Below are 13,699 nucleotides of genomic sequence, written 5' to 3' on the forward strand. Positions count from 1 at the left end.
GAGGGAAGTTAGACATCGGCCCGTGTACCCAGCCCCATGGCCTGACGGGCAAACCAGCGTTTGGCCGATGGCAGCAAATCAAGACCCAGCAAGCCGATATTGCGCCCGGCGGTGATCAGGGGTTGATCGCTGCCGAACAGGCGCGTGACCTGATCGGAAAACCCGACGGTCAGGCTTTGGTCCAGGCGTTGACGCCGTGCATAGGCTTGCAGCGTTGCCAGATCACCCGGCGTGTTGTCACTGGCCAGCAGCGCTTCGGCCAAGGACGCGGCATCACGCAGCGACAGATTGAAGCCTTGGCCGGCAATCGGGTGCAGGCTGTGCGCCGCATTGCCCAGCACGGCCAGATGTGAGCGAACCTGCTCCTGCGCTTCGATCAGGTTCAGCGGATAAACGTGCCGCACGCCGACTTGTTTCAAAGCGCCCAACCGATAGCCAAACACGCTTTGCAGCTCAGCCAGAAACGCACGATCGTCCAGTTCGAGCAACCGCTGCGTGTCATTGCCGTTTCGGGTCCAGACCAGAGCGCAGCGGTTTTCCGGCAGCGGCAGCAGCGCCATCGGGCCCTGCTCGGTGAAGCGCTCGAACGCTTGGCCGCAATGGGCTTCGCCGGGGGTAATATTGGCGATCAGCGCAGTCTGATCATAAGGCCGGGTCGTTACGGCGATGCCCAGTTGCTCGCGCAGGTTGGAGCGACCGCCATCGGCGAGCACGGCCAGGTCACAGTCGAGCTGGGTTTCATCGTTCAGCGTTAGACGATAGCCATCGGGCAGCGCCTGCATCTGTTTCACTTCGGCCGGCACGCGCCAGCTGACCACTTCTTTGTCCAGCCCCTGCCAGAGGCATTGCCCGAGCCACGCGTTTTCAACCACGTAACCCAGAGCAGGCACGCCTTCTTGTATCGCCGACAGATTGGCAGCGCCGATGCGCCCCTTGTCAGACACCTGAATCTGCCGGATGGGCTCGGCGCGACGGCTTATCTGCTGCCACACGCCAAGGCGCTCGTAGATTTGTCGGGCACCGAACGACAGCGCGGAGGATCGCGCGTCGTAGCTTGGTTGATAGGTGTCACCCGGCGCGAAGGGCTCGATCATCACGATCTTCCAGCCCCGCGCCTTGGCCCCAGCCTGCAACGCAAGCGCCAGGCTTGCTCCGACCAGGCCGCCACCGATGATTGCCAGATTGAAGCGGCTCATGCGGCTTGGGTTCTGGCAGCGGACATCAGCGCTTCAATATCAGCGACCGATTTCGGTACGCCGCTGGTAAGGATCTCGCAGCCTTTTTTGGTTACCACGACGTCGTCCTCGATGCGTACACCAATGCCGCGCCATTTCTTCGCGACGTTTTGATTGTCAGGCGAGATGTAGATGCCGGGCTCAACGGTCAAGGTCATGCCGACTTCAAGTACACGCCATTCGCCGCCGACCCGGTAATCGCCGACATCGTGCACATCCATGCCCAACCAGTGCCCGGCGCGGTGCATGTAGAAGGCTTTGTACGCTTCGCCGGCGATCAGTTCATCAACATCGCCCTGCAACAGGCCGAGCTCGACCAAGCCCGTAGTGATGACCCGAACGGTCGCTTCATGCGCCTGGTTCCAGTGCTTGCCGGGGCCGATGGCCTCGAATGCTGCCTCTTGCGATTTAAGCACCAGCTCGTAGACCGCTTTTTGTTCGGCAGAGAATTTGCCACTGACCGGGAAGGTCCGCGTGATGTCGCTGGCGTAGCAGTCGATCTCGCAGCCTGCGTCGATCAACACCAGATCGCCGTCTTTGAGCACGGCGTCGTTTTCCTGGTAATGCAGGATGCAGGCGTTGCGGCCTGAGGCGACGATGGACCCGTAGGCTGGCATTTTCGCGCCGCCTTTGCGGAACTCGTAATCCAGCTCTGCTTCCAGGCTGAACTCATACAACCCCGCGCGGCTGGCCTGCATGGCACGGACGTGGGCACGGGCAGAAATCTCGGCGGCGCTGCGCATGACTTTCACTTCAGCGGCTGATTTGTACAGACGCATGTCGTGCAGCAGGTGATCCAGCGCGACGAACTCTTTGGGCGGCTGCGCACCCAGGTTGGCTTTAGAGCGGATGACGTTGATCCACTCCATCAAGTGCCGGTCGAATTCGGGGTTGCTGCCCATCGATGAGTACACCCGGTCACGACCTTCGATCAGGCCCGGCAGGATGTCATCGATGTCGGTGATCGGGAACGCATCGTCAGCACCGAAATCACGCATCGCGCCGTCCTGACCTGCGCGAAGGCCATCCCACAGCTCGCGCTCCGGATTGCGTTCGCGACAGAACAACACGTACTCGCCGTACTCACGGCCCGGGATCAGCACGATCACGGCTTCCGGCTCGGGAAAGCCGCTCAGGTACTGGAAATCGCTGTCCTGACGGTACACATGCTCGACATCCCGGTTTCGAATTGCGACCGCGGCGGCCGGCAGAATGGCGATGCTGTTGGGCTCCATCTGCGCCATCAAGGCTTTGCGGCGACGTGCGTATTCGGCTTTAGGGATGTGGATCATGGGTAAGAGCGGTGCCTTCTGTGAGCGCTTCGTCCCTAAACGCACGAGCGTAACAAGGGACGAATCGGCGCGGATGAGCAATCAGTGCAGAGACGGTTTGGCGTCAGGCGCCGCTTTCTTGTTGAACTCGGTGAACAGCAGCAGCGGGGCGACACGCAGGTATTCCATGACTTCCATGTAATCGCTTTCGCCGTCTTCGGACTCTTCCAGCGCGTCCTGAACCTGCGCGATGGCGGCCAGGTCTTGCAGCACTTCGGAGGCTTCAGGGCTCAGCGAGTTATTGCCGCCCGCCAGACCGAAGCCTGCGAGGAAGCCCTGACACCATTGACCCAGAGCGGCTGCGCGCTCGGGCAGTGGTTCGTCGTCACCGGGCAACAGCAGAACGACGGTCATGTCGTCGCTGGTCAATTCACCTTTGACCATCTCTTGCAAACCGATCAAAGCCTGACGAACGTTATCCTCAGGCTCCTTTTCCAGCAGCATGGATGCGTCGGCAAACCAGCCTTCGGCTTCGAAGCCTGAGCCGGCACAACTGCGGCCGAGCAGCAAGCCGTGCAGTTCAGCGGGAGACACAGGATGACCGCTGCCGTTGAGCAGGGTCGCGAACGCGTTGTACGGGGAATTCTGTTTAGGCATGGGCAACTAGGCGCCAAGCGGCGCAATGTCTAGAATGGAGGCCTTGTATCCTAGCACCGGCAGACATGCCCAAGCTATCCGGGTGCGTATCGCCCACAATGTCGAGGCGAACTCCGGCCCAGCTTCTGCGCCGCTCATCTGAAAGTATTCAGTGGAAAACAATGGAAGACACCGACCTGCAAGCGCTGATGGCTCGACTGGAGTTATTGATCAATCGCGTCGAGCAACTAAAAAGCCAGAACGGACTCCTATTAGCTCAGGAAAAGTCCTGGCGCGAGGAACGCGCTCACCTCATTGAAAAAAACGAAATCGCCCGGCAAAAGGTCGAGTCAATGATTTCGCGCCTCAAGGCCCTGGAGCAAGACACATGAGCAATGGCAACAGCATCACCGTTCAGATCCTCGATAAAGAATATTCGATCATTTGCCCCCAGGAAGAGCGCACCAATCTGGTCAGCGCGGCGCGTTACCTCGATGGCAAGATGCGCGAGATCCGCAGCAGCGGAAAAGTCATCGGTGCTGATCGCATCGCGGTGATGGCGGCCTTGAACATCACCCACGATTTGCTGCACAAGCAAGATGTCCCCCAATTGCAGACCAACGGTTCCACGCGAGAGCAGGTAAAGGATCTACTGGATCGGGTGGACCTGGTCCTTGCCACGGATCCGGAAAAACCGCAAGGCTGATACTTGCCAGATGTTTGGGTATACTGGCGACCGCTCCCTGGAGTGCTTGCCAGTCGGTCATGTCCCTGAGCCGATACGCACAACCACGGGGGTTGCAAGTTGGGGTTGGTGTGCATGTCCGCTCGACGGAAAGCCTTAAAACCTCCTGCAATCTCCACCTTGAACTTTCGGGTTCAAGGGCTACACCGACAGCGGTTCGTCGGGGAGTCTTCGAATATCTGCCCATGGCCGGACGTCTTGTCTGGCGGTGGGAATCTCGACGTAACGTCACGTCGAGCGCGTAACCCCTCAGCATCTACGGACCAGCTTGCATGACCTCTTCCGGCTCTGCTTCCCTGACTGATCCCGCCTCACTTTCCCGCCCGCAGCTTCGCCGTCAATTGCGCAAGGCACGCCGCTCACTGTCGCGCGCCGAACAGCGTGCCGCTGCTCGTGGCTTATACCTCCAGCTCGCTCAGCATCCGCTGTTTCGCCGCGCCAGACACGTCTCGCTGTACCTTCCGATGGATGGGGAGATCGATCCTCGCTTGTTGCTGCGTGAGGCGCAGCGTCGTGGCAAGGCAACGTATCTGCCAGTCCTGAACGCTTGGCCAAGCACGAAGATGGTGTTCCAGCGCGTGCGGCCGGGTGAAAAATTTCGGCCCAATCGCTTTCGCATCCCCGAGCCACACATCAACGCCCGTCGCCAGCGCAAGATCTGGGCGCTCGATCTGATCCTGATGCCGCTGGTGGGTTTCGATGATGAAGGCGGTCGACTGGGAATGGGCGGCGGGTTTTACGATCGCAGCCTGGCGTATCTGGCGCGCAGGAGAGCCTGGCAAAAGCCGGTACTGCTGGGTATGGCGCATGAGTGTCAGAAGGTGCGAAGACTGGCGCAGGCCAGTTGGGATGTGCCGCTGCAGGGGACGGTGTCGGATAAGCGTTGGTATTTAGCGCAGAAAGTTTGAATTCTGCGCTGCTACATTGATTCAGCGATGGCCTTGTTTAGGCTGCTGTTGGGTGATTTCAACGGGCGCGTCTGGTTTGGCGGACCACAAGCTCTGTGCGTAACCGGTCGTCACGATGCCCAAGCCGAACAAAATAACCAATATCCACAATAAATCCGGCTTGCGTTTCATTGACTGCCTCCCTTTGGCGCATCAAGACCTCCCGTTTATGGCTTTTTTCGATAGGCCGAGTAACGGTGTACCCTTAAAATCCGCGCATTCTGAGGCAACGTCATCGCACACGCAAATGCTGGCGCCAACCGACTGTCGATTTGTCATAAAAGCGTAGGACAACCTGCCCAATTGTTCTTCTGGAGGAAAAAAGATGGCCTATTGGTTGATGAAATCCGAGCCCGATGAGTTCTCTATCCGCAATCTGCAAAAGCTGGGAGAGGCACGCTGGGACGGGGTTCGCAATTACCAGGCGCGCAACTTTCTGCGAGCAATGGCCATCGGTGACCAATTCTTCTTTTACCACTCCAGTTGCCCTGAGCCCGGCATCGCAGGCATCGGCAAAATCATCGAAGCCGCTTACCCCGACCCCACCGCGCTGGACAAGAAAAGTCATTATTTCGACCTCAAGGCCAGCAAAGAGAAAAACCCCTGGAGCGCGATCAACGTTGCCTTCGTCGAGGCCTTCCCCTCTGTGCTGAGCCTGACGTTTCTCAAACAACAAACTGCGCTGGAGGATTTGCCGCTGGTGCAGAAGGGCAGTCGGCTATCCGTGATGCCGGTGACCGATGAGCAATGGGCGGCGGTGTTGGCCCTGAAGTAACCCCGTTTTTTTGTAGGAGCTGACGAGCAGCGCGAGGCTGCGATAGCGGTGTGTCAGAAAATTTGCATCGGTCGAGCGCGACCCCGGAGCCTCGCGTTGCTCGGCAGCTCCTACACACAAACGTCACTGATTGTTATGCCGTCACTGCGCAATAAAGTTGTTGAACAACAAATCCTCAACCACAGGCTTGCCGGTTTCCTCGTTCATCACCTGCTGAACCTGCTTCAACGCTTCCTGGCGCAACTTCTCCTTGGCGTCGACGTTGCTCATGCTGTCGACAGTCTGCTGGGTGAATAGCGCCACAAGCTGGTTACGAATCAGCGGCTCGTTGGTTTTCACGGCCTTCTGCGCGTCGGCACCTGTCACGCGCAACGCGACATCGGCTTTGTAGACATGCAGCTTGGGGCCGCCGTCCAGCGAATAATTGCCCACGAAAGGCGGTGTCAGCGCGACATACGCCACTTTGTTTACCTCTTCTTCCTTGCCGCCTTCTTCAGCCAACGCCACAACAGGCATCGACAAGGCCAGCAACATCAGGGTCCACGCTTTCACAATCCACTCCTCAATCTGCATTTGCGCCACAGCTTACTTCAGCTTATGCACGCTTATCAGGCCCGGGCATGCTCATTGACCACGCAACCCCTCTACCTACACTTATCGGCCATCACTCCAAAAGGAATAGCCCCGATGAAAGCCCTGCTCTGCAAAGCCTTCGGTCCTGCCGAAAACCTGGTGCTGGAAGACGTCGCGAGCCCAGTCCCGAAGAAGAATGAAATCCTGCTGGAGGTACACGCCGCCGGGGTCAACTTCCCGGACACGCTGATCATCGAGGGCAAATACCAGTTCAAACCGCCGTTCCCGTTTTCGCCGGGCGGCGAGGCAGCGGGCGTGGTGTCAACCGTGGGTGAAAAGGTCGCGCACCTGAAAGTCGGTGATCGCGTGATGGCGCTGACTGGCTGGGGCAGCTTCGCCGAGCAAGTCGCCGTGCCGGGTTACAACGTTCTGCCCATCCCGGATGGCATGGACTTCACCGCCGCGGCCGCATTCAGCATGACCTACGGCACGTCGATGCACGCACTCAAGCAGCGCGCCAATTTGCAACCCGGCGAAACGTTATTGGTCATGGGCGCCTCTGGCGGTGTGGGCCTGGCCGCTGTGGAAATTGGCAAAGCCATGGGCGCCCGCGTCATCGCCGCGGCCAGCAGCGCCGAAAAACTCGAAGTCGCCAAAAACGCAGGCGCCGACGTCCTGATCAATTACACCGAAACCAACCTCAAAGACGAACTCAAACGCATCACTGACGGCAACGGCGTCGACGTCATCTACGACCCGGTCGGCGGCGACCTCTTCGACCTCGCCGTGCGCTCCATCGCCTGGAACGGCCGATTGCTGGTGGTTGGATTTGCCAGCGGGCGTATTCCTGAGCTGCCAGTGAACCTGGCGCTGCTCAAAGGCGCTTCTGTGGTCGGCGTGTTCTGGGGCGCGTTCGCTCAACGGCAACCACAGGACAATGCGGCGAACTTTGGGCAGTTGTTTAAGTGGTTTGGAGAGGGGAAGTTAAAGCCGCTGGTATCGAGGGTTTATTCGCTGAGTGAGGCGGGGGAGGCGATTGATTCGTTGGGGCAGAGGCGGGCGGTTGGGAAGGTGGTTGTTGGGGTCAGATAGGTTTTTTAGTAATCACCAGTCTCGTCATTTGGCGAGGCTTTTTATTAATATCTAATGAGATTATTTGTACGTATAAAGTTACACATTCCTTCTGGAAATAAAGTCGTTGACGGATTGCAAAGCTTTCTTTAATTCGATTACGTCGTTGCCATACAGCTAATAAGGAGAAACTGTATGAGTGATGATCAGGAAAAAAATATAATTTTTAAGTACAACCCAAAGGAAGTAGCAGTATCTGATAGAAATCCGTATGGGTCTGGAGGAGGCTTAAGTTCTGGATCGAATAGTGGATGGACTGTAGGTTTTGGTGGAAATAGAGGCGGCGGAGAGGGCGGCCGGGCTGGAACTCTTTCCAGCCCGAAAAGAAAACGCCTACGTCAAAGAGACAAACTTCGCCGGGAAAACGAAGCCCGGCTGAAAGAGCAGGCCCTTAGGGAGGCGGCTGCTCAAGCTCTGCAAGCCGCACAGGAGCAACTTGAGGCACAGGCAATAGCCGCCGCTGAGGCGCAGGCGCGGGCACATGCTGAAGCACAGGCAAGAGCTGAAGCAGAAGCCCAAGCGAGGGCGCACGCAGAGGCTAAAGTCAGGGCCGCTGCCCAGGCTCAAGCCGAGGGCGAGCGTGTGCAGGCTGCTCATCGACAAGCGGTAAATTCGCTTTCGCAAGCACAGCACGCAGTACGAGCAGATCTTGACCAGAAACATTCCAGTGCCAAAGCTGCATTGGCTGAACTTCTGCATTCACAGGTTCGATCAGAAGTACCAGCGCCTTCAGGCACCGGGCAGCAATTGCCCGAAGCAATTCTGAAAGAAAAGGCTCGGGTCAATTATCTGATCGCGCAGAAGTCGGGCTTGCGGGTCCAGAAGGTAAACAGTGCCAATTCGTTTGCTGAATCAGACCCGCGAGGCATTGACGGCGAACAATATAAGGCAATTTTACTGTCCCGAAGCACTACCGCCGAACAGGCCCATCTAGTGCATACAGCGTGGACCGCAGCATATGCCGATGCGCTTGAAGTCGTAATGCTTTCTGAGTCGGAAATGCAGCTTAACGAAAGGTCCGAAGCGCTCTCCAAGGCCTATGCCGAGCAAGCATGGGCTTTACAAAACGGCGCATATAGCGGCTCAAATGTTAACTCCGAAATTTCTATCTGGCAGTCCACTGAGTTAAACCGGCTTTGGTCCATTGTTGCGGGTCCGAATCTTCCCACGCAAGAAATCCCGACGATCAAAGACATAGCGACTGAGGTCGCGAAGAAACTCTTTATTAGACAAGCGATGAGAACTTTCGCCAGGGCGCTGCCGCATATCGCATCGTTTTATCCAACGGAGTTGGGGAGTGGTGAAATGCCTCCGGCAGTCCTCGCAACTGCGGCTTCGGCATTAGACATCTCTTCAGGACTAGATCTAGGCTTCGTCGCCGGCCGACTCGGCACCGTGGACGTCTCGCATCGACTGAGTTTTGACGAAGCTGACGGTGAGGTTAGAACTGTCTGGGCCAAAACCGACGGAGTAACCGTCGGCACTCAGGTTCGCGTCCGTTCGCTTGTATTCAATTCGGATAACAAGACGTACGAATTCAGTCGCGACGGCGAAACAGCTCCTTCTTTGGTCTGGACGCCTGCCATCACTCCAGATAGCAGCTTCACATACTCTCCAAGCGAACGACCGGTTCTGCCGGCCGATCCGGGGACTGATGTATCACCCATTGCAAATGACCTGAGCGGTTTCCCGACTTATGATCAGGTGGATTTCGATGACTACATCATCGTATTCCCGGCTGACTCTGGAATCGACCCGTTATATGCAGTCTTCAATCAGCGTGCTGGGGATCATCGATACTATCCACGGCCTAATACCTTGGCCGCATTTCCGAATGCGGTAAAAGCTAAGGCGAAGACCCCAACTCAGGGCGGTGGCAGCCTTCGCCATCGCTGGATTACTCGAGATGGAAATATTCTCGAATGGGACTCACGTCACGGGAAAGTTGAGCTATATAGTAAACAAGGGAAGCATATGGGAGAGTTTGACCATGAAACCGGAGAACAAACAAAACCTGCTGACCCTACGCGGAGAATAGAACCATGATTCACTACATCGTTGGCTATCCACACGACAGTGATTTTCCTGTCTATCGCCAAGATATTTCGATCGATATTGCGAGTTTGAAAAAAATAATGGGGTGGGAGGACGATGATGAGTGTGTATTTACCTATAAGCTTAATTTAGAGCAGATTGCGCTAATTGAAGTTGTGTCTGGGACAGTGCTCGCGAAAGAGTATGAGTTGTTTCTTGATTGCGACGAAGATTAGCGAATGAGTTGTGGGGGCAGTCGCTTCTTAAGGTGGTGGTCCCACAAAGAACGGTATGTTTGGGGTTGCTTTAGAATCCAAAAATAAAACAGTGCGAAATTAAACAATAAGACTCGAAGGAACGAAAAAATGACTAGCTACATTGCTTTTCTACAACAACTGCCTCAAGTGCTGCAAGGTGAAATTGCAGCACACTTGGGGTCCACTGCTGGCATGTCCGAGCTTCAGACGGTAGACAGATACCGAGATGTCGCATGGCATATAAGAAATGCCAAGCTCGCTTCGCTTCCTGCTGGCTACGAAGCGGTACCTCCACATTTGACTTTGGATGAGTTCAATGGCATGTCCAGCGGGAGCGTCGACACGACTGGGGTAGCGCCTTATTTCCTTGAAATCCGCCGACAGATACTCGCCAGTGAAGGTGCCTGGTTTCTGGAGAACTTCTTGAATCAAACGGCAGTCGTTCAGACGCAACTGGCAGAGGCAGCCCAGCAATTGGCTCAACGCCAAGCCGAAGAAGCGGCGCGACAACTGGCGCAACGCCAGGCTGAAGAAGCAGCACGTCAACTGGCTCAACGGCAAGCCGAGGAAGCGGCCCGACAGTTGGCGCAACGCCTAGCAGAGGAAGCGGCACGTCAGTTGGCCCAGCGTCAGGCTGAAGAAGTGGCTCGTTTGGCAGCCGAAGCCGCTGCTCGACAATTGGCACAGCAACAAGCCGAGGCCGCTGCTCAAGCTTTTGCCCAGCGCATGGCCGAAGAAGAAGCATTAAGGGAAGCAAGGCTGGCGCTTGAACTAGCCGCTGTCCCAGCGACAGTAGAAGCGCGGATTGAGGGCGCAATTAATCAAGGCGAATCGCCAGTTGTGCGAGAAGCCATGGAAATTCGCTTCATCCCGGGCCCTGCGGCTACAGCGGCAATCGAGCAGGCGACTGTAAAGCTCAAGCGCAGTATTGATGCTGCGATGAGCCAATTTGCGTCCGACATCGGCCCTTATTTGAAAGCTTCGCAAGTGGGGGCTGGCCTCGCATCCTGATGCGTAAAACCAACAAATAGCCTCTGTTTGGGATACAAAAACGCAGATTCCAGAGATGGAATCTGCGTTTCGGCTTGGCATCGAGATCTATATCAACCGAGTCTCTAGCCGTTCATCAACATCCTACTCACCCCGCCTGAGCATAATCATCCGCAGCCGTTGCTCCACCCGATCCATCCCAAACAGGTATTCCACCGACTCCCGCACCATTGCCGGTTTTTTGTAGCTGACGTCCCAAGGCTTGAAACGCCATCGGCTCACGGCGTAGACAACGGCGCGGGAGAACTTTCGGTCTGGTTTGCCCAGCACCTTTATATCGCTGACCGAGCCGTCGTGATGAATGCGATAGCTGACTTTCACGTCGCCAGTGAGCTTTCCTCCACGCAGGCCCGATGGGAATGTGGGGGAGACGTAGCGATCGAATTGGGGGCCTGAATCTTCCGCCAGTGCGCACTTGGTGGACAGGATGGCCGCCAGGGTTAGCACTGCCAACGCGGCTTGAACTCTCTTTTTGGTTACGGTTCTGCTGCCCATCACAACCCCACCAACACATCCCGAATCCCCTTCGGCAGGTAATACGCAACGGGATGGTCCGGATTGCGGCTGCACTGTTTAACGATTCGCGGGATAGCTTTTTCGAGCTGTCCGACCAATGCATTGCGTTTGCTTGACTCGGGCACTTGCGTCGCGACATATGCGCCGGTCACGAACTCGTTGGCGTACCAAAACACATCGACCTTTTTCAGCGGCTCGTCCGCAAAGTCGCTCAGGCTGGTTTTCACTTCGTAGTTGAGATACGCGCACAAGACGTTGCGCAGGCCGATGGTTATCTCGGAGGAGAAGGGTTCGATGCCACGCGCCCCGAAAAGAATAGGCACGGTGATCTCCAGTTTTGTGGGCTCACCGTTTTCCGTACTCCATGGCCGAAACCGCCACTTAACCATTGCTTGTTGAGTGGCCTCGACGAATTTTGGGTGACTGCTCTCGATTATTTTCGCGGCCTGAATTCCGCCATGCGCCGCGACCGTCAAGTGGACGCGTACTTTGCCGGCGTAGCGTTTACTGATCAGCTGACTCGGGAATACCGGCTTGGGGGTCAGCACCGGAACCAGGCTGACGTCCGCAGCAAAGGCTTTAAACGAACAAAGTAACAAACCTATAAACGCGCAAACCCTCATCCTGACTTCCCATCCGTTGCCATCGAATTGATGGTTGGGATGGTAGGGCGGCTAGTCAGCGGTAATAAGGTTATCGAGTCCGGTTCTCATGTAGGACCCATCCTAAACATGACGTCTCTGGTTACACATTCACGTCATGTTCATATTCCAACACGTCAAAGCCCATGTTTATTGCGGTATATCCGATGAGAAGCCTTCCTATTTTCTGTAATGAAAATGTAATATTCGGATTCGCAGAACACTATAAATAAAAATATGGAGAGACACGATGTTTGCCTTCTTCCGCCCTGCCGCACACCAGGCGCCCTTGCCCGAGGAACGCGTTGACAGCACTTACCGACGACTGCGCTGGCAGATTTTCGCTGGTATCTTCTTCGGTTACGCAGGTTACTACCTGCTTCGGAAAAACTTCTCTTTAGCGATGCCCTACTTGATTGACGAGGGCTACACGCGCGGCCAATTGGGTGTCGCCATTTCGGCGATTGCGATTGCTTACGGGCTGTCGAAGTTCTTGATGGGCATCGTGTCGGACCGCTCCAACCCTCGCTACTTCCTGCCCTTCGGCCTGCTGGTGTCAGCGGCGGTGATGTTCGTGTTCGGGTTTTCTTCCTGGGCGACGTCCAGCGTGACGATCATGTTCATCCTGCTGTTCATCAACGGTTGGGCACAAGGCATGGGCTGGCCGCCGAGTGGGCGCACGATGGTGCATTGGTGGTCGCAGAAAGAGCGCGGCGGTGTGGTGTCGGTGTGGAACGTGGCGCACAACGTGGGTGGCGGTTTGATCGGCCCCCTGTTTTTGCTCGGCCTAGGCTGGACCAATGATTGGCACGCGGCGTTCTACGTGCCAGCCGCCGTGCCGCTGCTGGTTGCCGTGTTTGCCTTCGTGACCATGCGCGACACGCCGCAATCGGTGGGTCTGCCGCCGATCGAGGAGTACAAGAACGACTACCCGGAAGGCTATGACGCGAGCCATGAGGAAGAATTCAGCGCTAAGGAAATCTTCGTCAAATATGTGCTGCGCAACAAGATGCTGTGGTACATCGCGCTGGCCAACGTGTTCGTTTACCTGCTGCGCTACGGCGTGCTCGACTGGGCGCCGACGTATCTGAAAGAAGCCAAACATTTTACGGTCGATACGACGTCGTGGGCGTACTTCTTCTATGAGTGGGCAGGCATTCCAGGGACCCTGCTGTGCGGCTGGATGTCGGACAAGATTTTCCGTGGCAACCGCGGCCTGACGGGCATGGTGTTCATGTTCCTGGTGACCATCGCGACGCTGGTCTACTGGCTCAATCCGCCGGGCAACCCGACTGTCGACATGATCGCTCTGGTGTCCATCGGATTCCTGATTTACGGCCCGGTGATGCTGATCGGCTTGCAGGCGCTTGAACTGGCACCGAAGAAAGCGGCAGGCACGGCGGCAGGTTTCACGGGGCTGTTCGGTTATCTGGGCGGCTCTGTCGCGGCCAGTGCGCTGATGGGCTACACCGTGGACCACTTCGGTTGGGATGGCGGCTTCATTCTGCTGATCATCGCCTGCGTGCTGTCGATGGTCTTCCTCGCACCGACGCTGTGGCATACGCGCGTTGCAAGCACCAGTCGTGAGGCAACCGCGTAGCGATCAGACGGCGATTCCCTTGTAGGAGCGAACTTGTTCGCGAATCATTCGAACTGGCAATTAACAGATGTTGCCGAACGACCGCTTCGCGAACAAGTTCGCTCCTACAGTTCAGCACGCGGCTGCTTACACCACCTCACCTTTCATTCTTACTGTCGATTGTCTTGCTTGCGCAGATGCTAGGGCACAACGCAATCCTGTAGGAGCGAACTTGTTCGCGAATCATTCGAACTGGCAATTAACAGGTGTTGCCGAACGACCGCCTCGCGAAAAAGTTCGCTCCTACAG

General features: G+C 56.5%; 16 protein-coding genes and 1 other RNA gene. 10 read left to right on the forward strand and 7 right to left on the reverse strand.

Annotated features, from left to right (window positions below):
• Positions 1 to 8: 8 nt before the first annotated feature.
• The 3 genes from ubiH to ACWKWM_RS00905 all read right to left on the reverse strand — a co-directional run bounded on the left by ubiH (position 9) and on the right by ACWKWM_RS00905 (position 3,163).
• On the reverse strand, positions 9 to 1,196 hold the full coding sequence (gene ubiH / locus ACWKWM_RS00895) for a 2-octaprenyl-6-methoxyphenyl hydroxylase (protein WP_483844314.1): 1,188 nt from the start codon (positions 1,194 to 1,196) through the stop codon (positions 9 to 11).
• Complete coding sequence (gene pepP / locus ACWKWM_RS00900) at positions 1,193 to 2,527, reverse strand: Xaa-Pro aminopeptidase (RefSeq protein WP_483844315.1); 1,335 nt, start codon at positions 2,525 to 2,527, stop codon at positions 1,193 to 1,195. Before pepP ends, ubiH begins: the two co-directional genes overlap by 4 nt.
• An 81-nt stretch (positions 2,528 to 2,608) precedes the next feature.
• Positions 2,609 to 3,163, reverse strand: a complete 555-nt coding sequence (locus tag ACWKWM_RS00905; RefSeq protein WP_483844316.1) for a YecA/YgfB family protein — start codon at positions 3,161 to 3,163, stop codon at positions 2,609 to 2,611.
• A gap of 161 nt (positions 3,164 to 3,324) precedes the next feature.
• On the opposite strand from ACWKWM_RS00905, the gene ACWKWM_RS00910 reads away from it, so the two are divergent.
• The 4 genes from ACWKWM_RS00910 (at position 3,325) to ACWKWM_RS00925 (ending at position 4,795) form a co-directional block, all read left to right on the forward strand.
• Positions 3,325 to 3,534 carry a TIGR02449 family protein gene (locus tag ACWKWM_RS00910; RefSeq protein ID WP_331186251.1) on the forward strand — a complete coding sequence of 70 codons (210 nt, stop codon included), beginning with the start codon at positions 3,325 to 3,327 and terminating at the stop codon, positions 3,532 to 3,534.
• A complete protein-coding gene (locus tag ACWKWM_RS00915) occupies positions 3,531 to 3,848 on the forward strand; it encodes a cell division protein ZapA (protein ID WP_349801951.1) in 318 nt (105 codons plus the stop codon). The genes ACWKWM_RS00910 and ACWKWM_RS00915 overlap by 4 nt, the downstream gene beginning before the upstream one ends.
• Before the next feature lie 31 nt (positions 3,849 to 3,879).
• A non-coding RNA gene (gene ssrS, locus ACWKWM_RS00920) (6S RNA) lies at positions 3,880 to 4,058 on the forward strand.
• 101 nt (positions 4,059 to 4,159) lie between these two features.
• Entirely contained in the window at positions 4,160 to 4,795 is a 636-nt protein-coding gene (locus ACWKWM_RS00925; protein ID WP_483844317.1) for a 5-formyltetrahydrofolate cyclo-ligase, read from the forward strand.
• Positions 4,796 to 4,816: 21 nt separating this feature from the next.
• Here the strand turns inward: ACWKWM_RS00925 and ACWKWM_RS00930 are convergent, their stop codons facing one another.
• Positions 4,817 to 4,966, reverse strand: a complete 150-nt coding sequence (locus ACWKWM_RS00930; RefSeq protein WP_483844318.1) for a hypothetical protein — start codon at positions 4,964 to 4,966, stop codon at positions 4,817 to 4,819.
• A gap of 193 nt (positions 4,967 to 5,159) precedes the next feature.
• On the opposite strand from ACWKWM_RS00930, the gene ACWKWM_RS00935 reads away from it, so the two are divergent.
• Complete coding sequence (locus ACWKWM_RS00935; protein WP_483844319.1) at positions 5,160 to 5,609, forward strand: EVE domain-containing protein; 450 nt, start codon at positions 5,160 to 5,162, stop codon at positions 5,607 to 5,609.
• Positions 5,610 to 5,750: 141 nt separating this feature from the next.
• Here ACWKWM_RS00935 and ACWKWM_RS00940 read toward each other — a convergent pair whose 3' ends face one another.
• Positions 5,751 to 6,161, reverse strand: a complete 411-nt coding sequence (locus tag ACWKWM_RS00940; RefSeq protein ID WP_483844320.1) for a flagellar basal body-associated protein FliL — start codon at positions 6,159 to 6,161, stop codon at positions 5,751 to 5,753.
• Between the two features lie 135 nt (positions 6,162 to 6,296).
• On the opposite strand from ACWKWM_RS00940, the gene ACWKWM_RS00945 reads away from it, so the two are divergent.
• The 4 genes from ACWKWM_RS00945 to ACWKWM_RS00960 all read left to right on the forward strand — a co-directional run bounded on the left by ACWKWM_RS00945 (position 6,297) and on the right by ACWKWM_RS00960 (position 10,615).
• Positions 6,297 to 7,274, forward strand: a complete 978-nt coding sequence (locus ACWKWM_RS00945; protein WP_483844321.1) for an NADPH:quinone oxidoreductase family protein — start codon at positions 6,297 to 6,299, stop codon at positions 7,272 to 7,274.
• Between the two features lie 174 nt (positions 7,275 to 7,448).
• Complete coding sequence (locus tag ACWKWM_RS00950; protein WP_483844322.1) at positions 7,449 to 9,359, forward strand: colicin E3/pyocin S6 family cytotoxin; 1,911 nt, start codon at positions 7,449 to 7,451, stop codon at positions 9,357 to 9,359.
• A complete protein-coding gene (locus ACWKWM_RS00955) occupies positions 9,356 to 9,583 on the forward strand; it encodes a DUF7683 domain-containing protein (protein ID WP_483844323.1) in 228 nt (75 codons plus the stop codon). Before ACWKWM_RS00950 ends, ACWKWM_RS00955 begins: the two co-directional genes overlap by 4 nt.
• A gap of 342 nt (positions 9,584 to 9,925) precedes the next feature.
• A complete protein-coding gene (locus tag ACWKWM_RS00960) occupies positions 9,926 to 10,615 on the forward strand; it encodes a hypothetical protein (RefSeq protein WP_483844324.1) in 690 nt (229 codons plus the stop codon).
• A 123-nt stretch (positions 10,616 to 10,738) separates the two neighbouring features.
• Here ACWKWM_RS00960 and ACWKWM_RS00965 read toward each other — a convergent pair whose 3' ends face one another.
• Complete coding sequence (locus ACWKWM_RS00965) at positions 10,739 to 11,149, reverse strand: TonB family protein (protein ID WP_483844325.1); 411 nt, start codon at positions 11,147 to 11,149, stop codon at positions 10,739 to 10,741.
• Positions 11,149 to 11,793 carry an energy transducer TonB gene (locus ACWKWM_RS00970; RefSeq protein ID WP_483844326.1) on the reverse strand — a complete coding sequence of 215 codons (645 nt, stop codon included), beginning with the start codon at positions 11,791 to 11,793 and terminating at the stop codon, positions 11,149 to 11,151. The genes ACWKWM_RS00965 and ACWKWM_RS00970 overlap by 1 nt, the downstream gene beginning before the upstream one ends.
• Before the next feature lie 268 nt (positions 11,794 to 12,061).
• Between ACWKWM_RS00970 and glpT the strand changes: the two genes are divergently transcribed.
• Positions 12,062 to 13,411: a glycerol-3-phosphate transporter gene (gene glpT / locus ACWKWM_RS00975; protein ID WP_483844327.1), complete on the forward strand. Its 1,350-nt coding sequence runs from the start codon at positions 12,062 to 12,064 to the stop codon at positions 13,409 to 13,411.
• Positions 13,412 to 13,699 lie beyond the last annotated feature (288 nt).

The sequence above is a fragment of the Pseudomonas rosaeacicularis genome, from assembly GCF_057128745.1.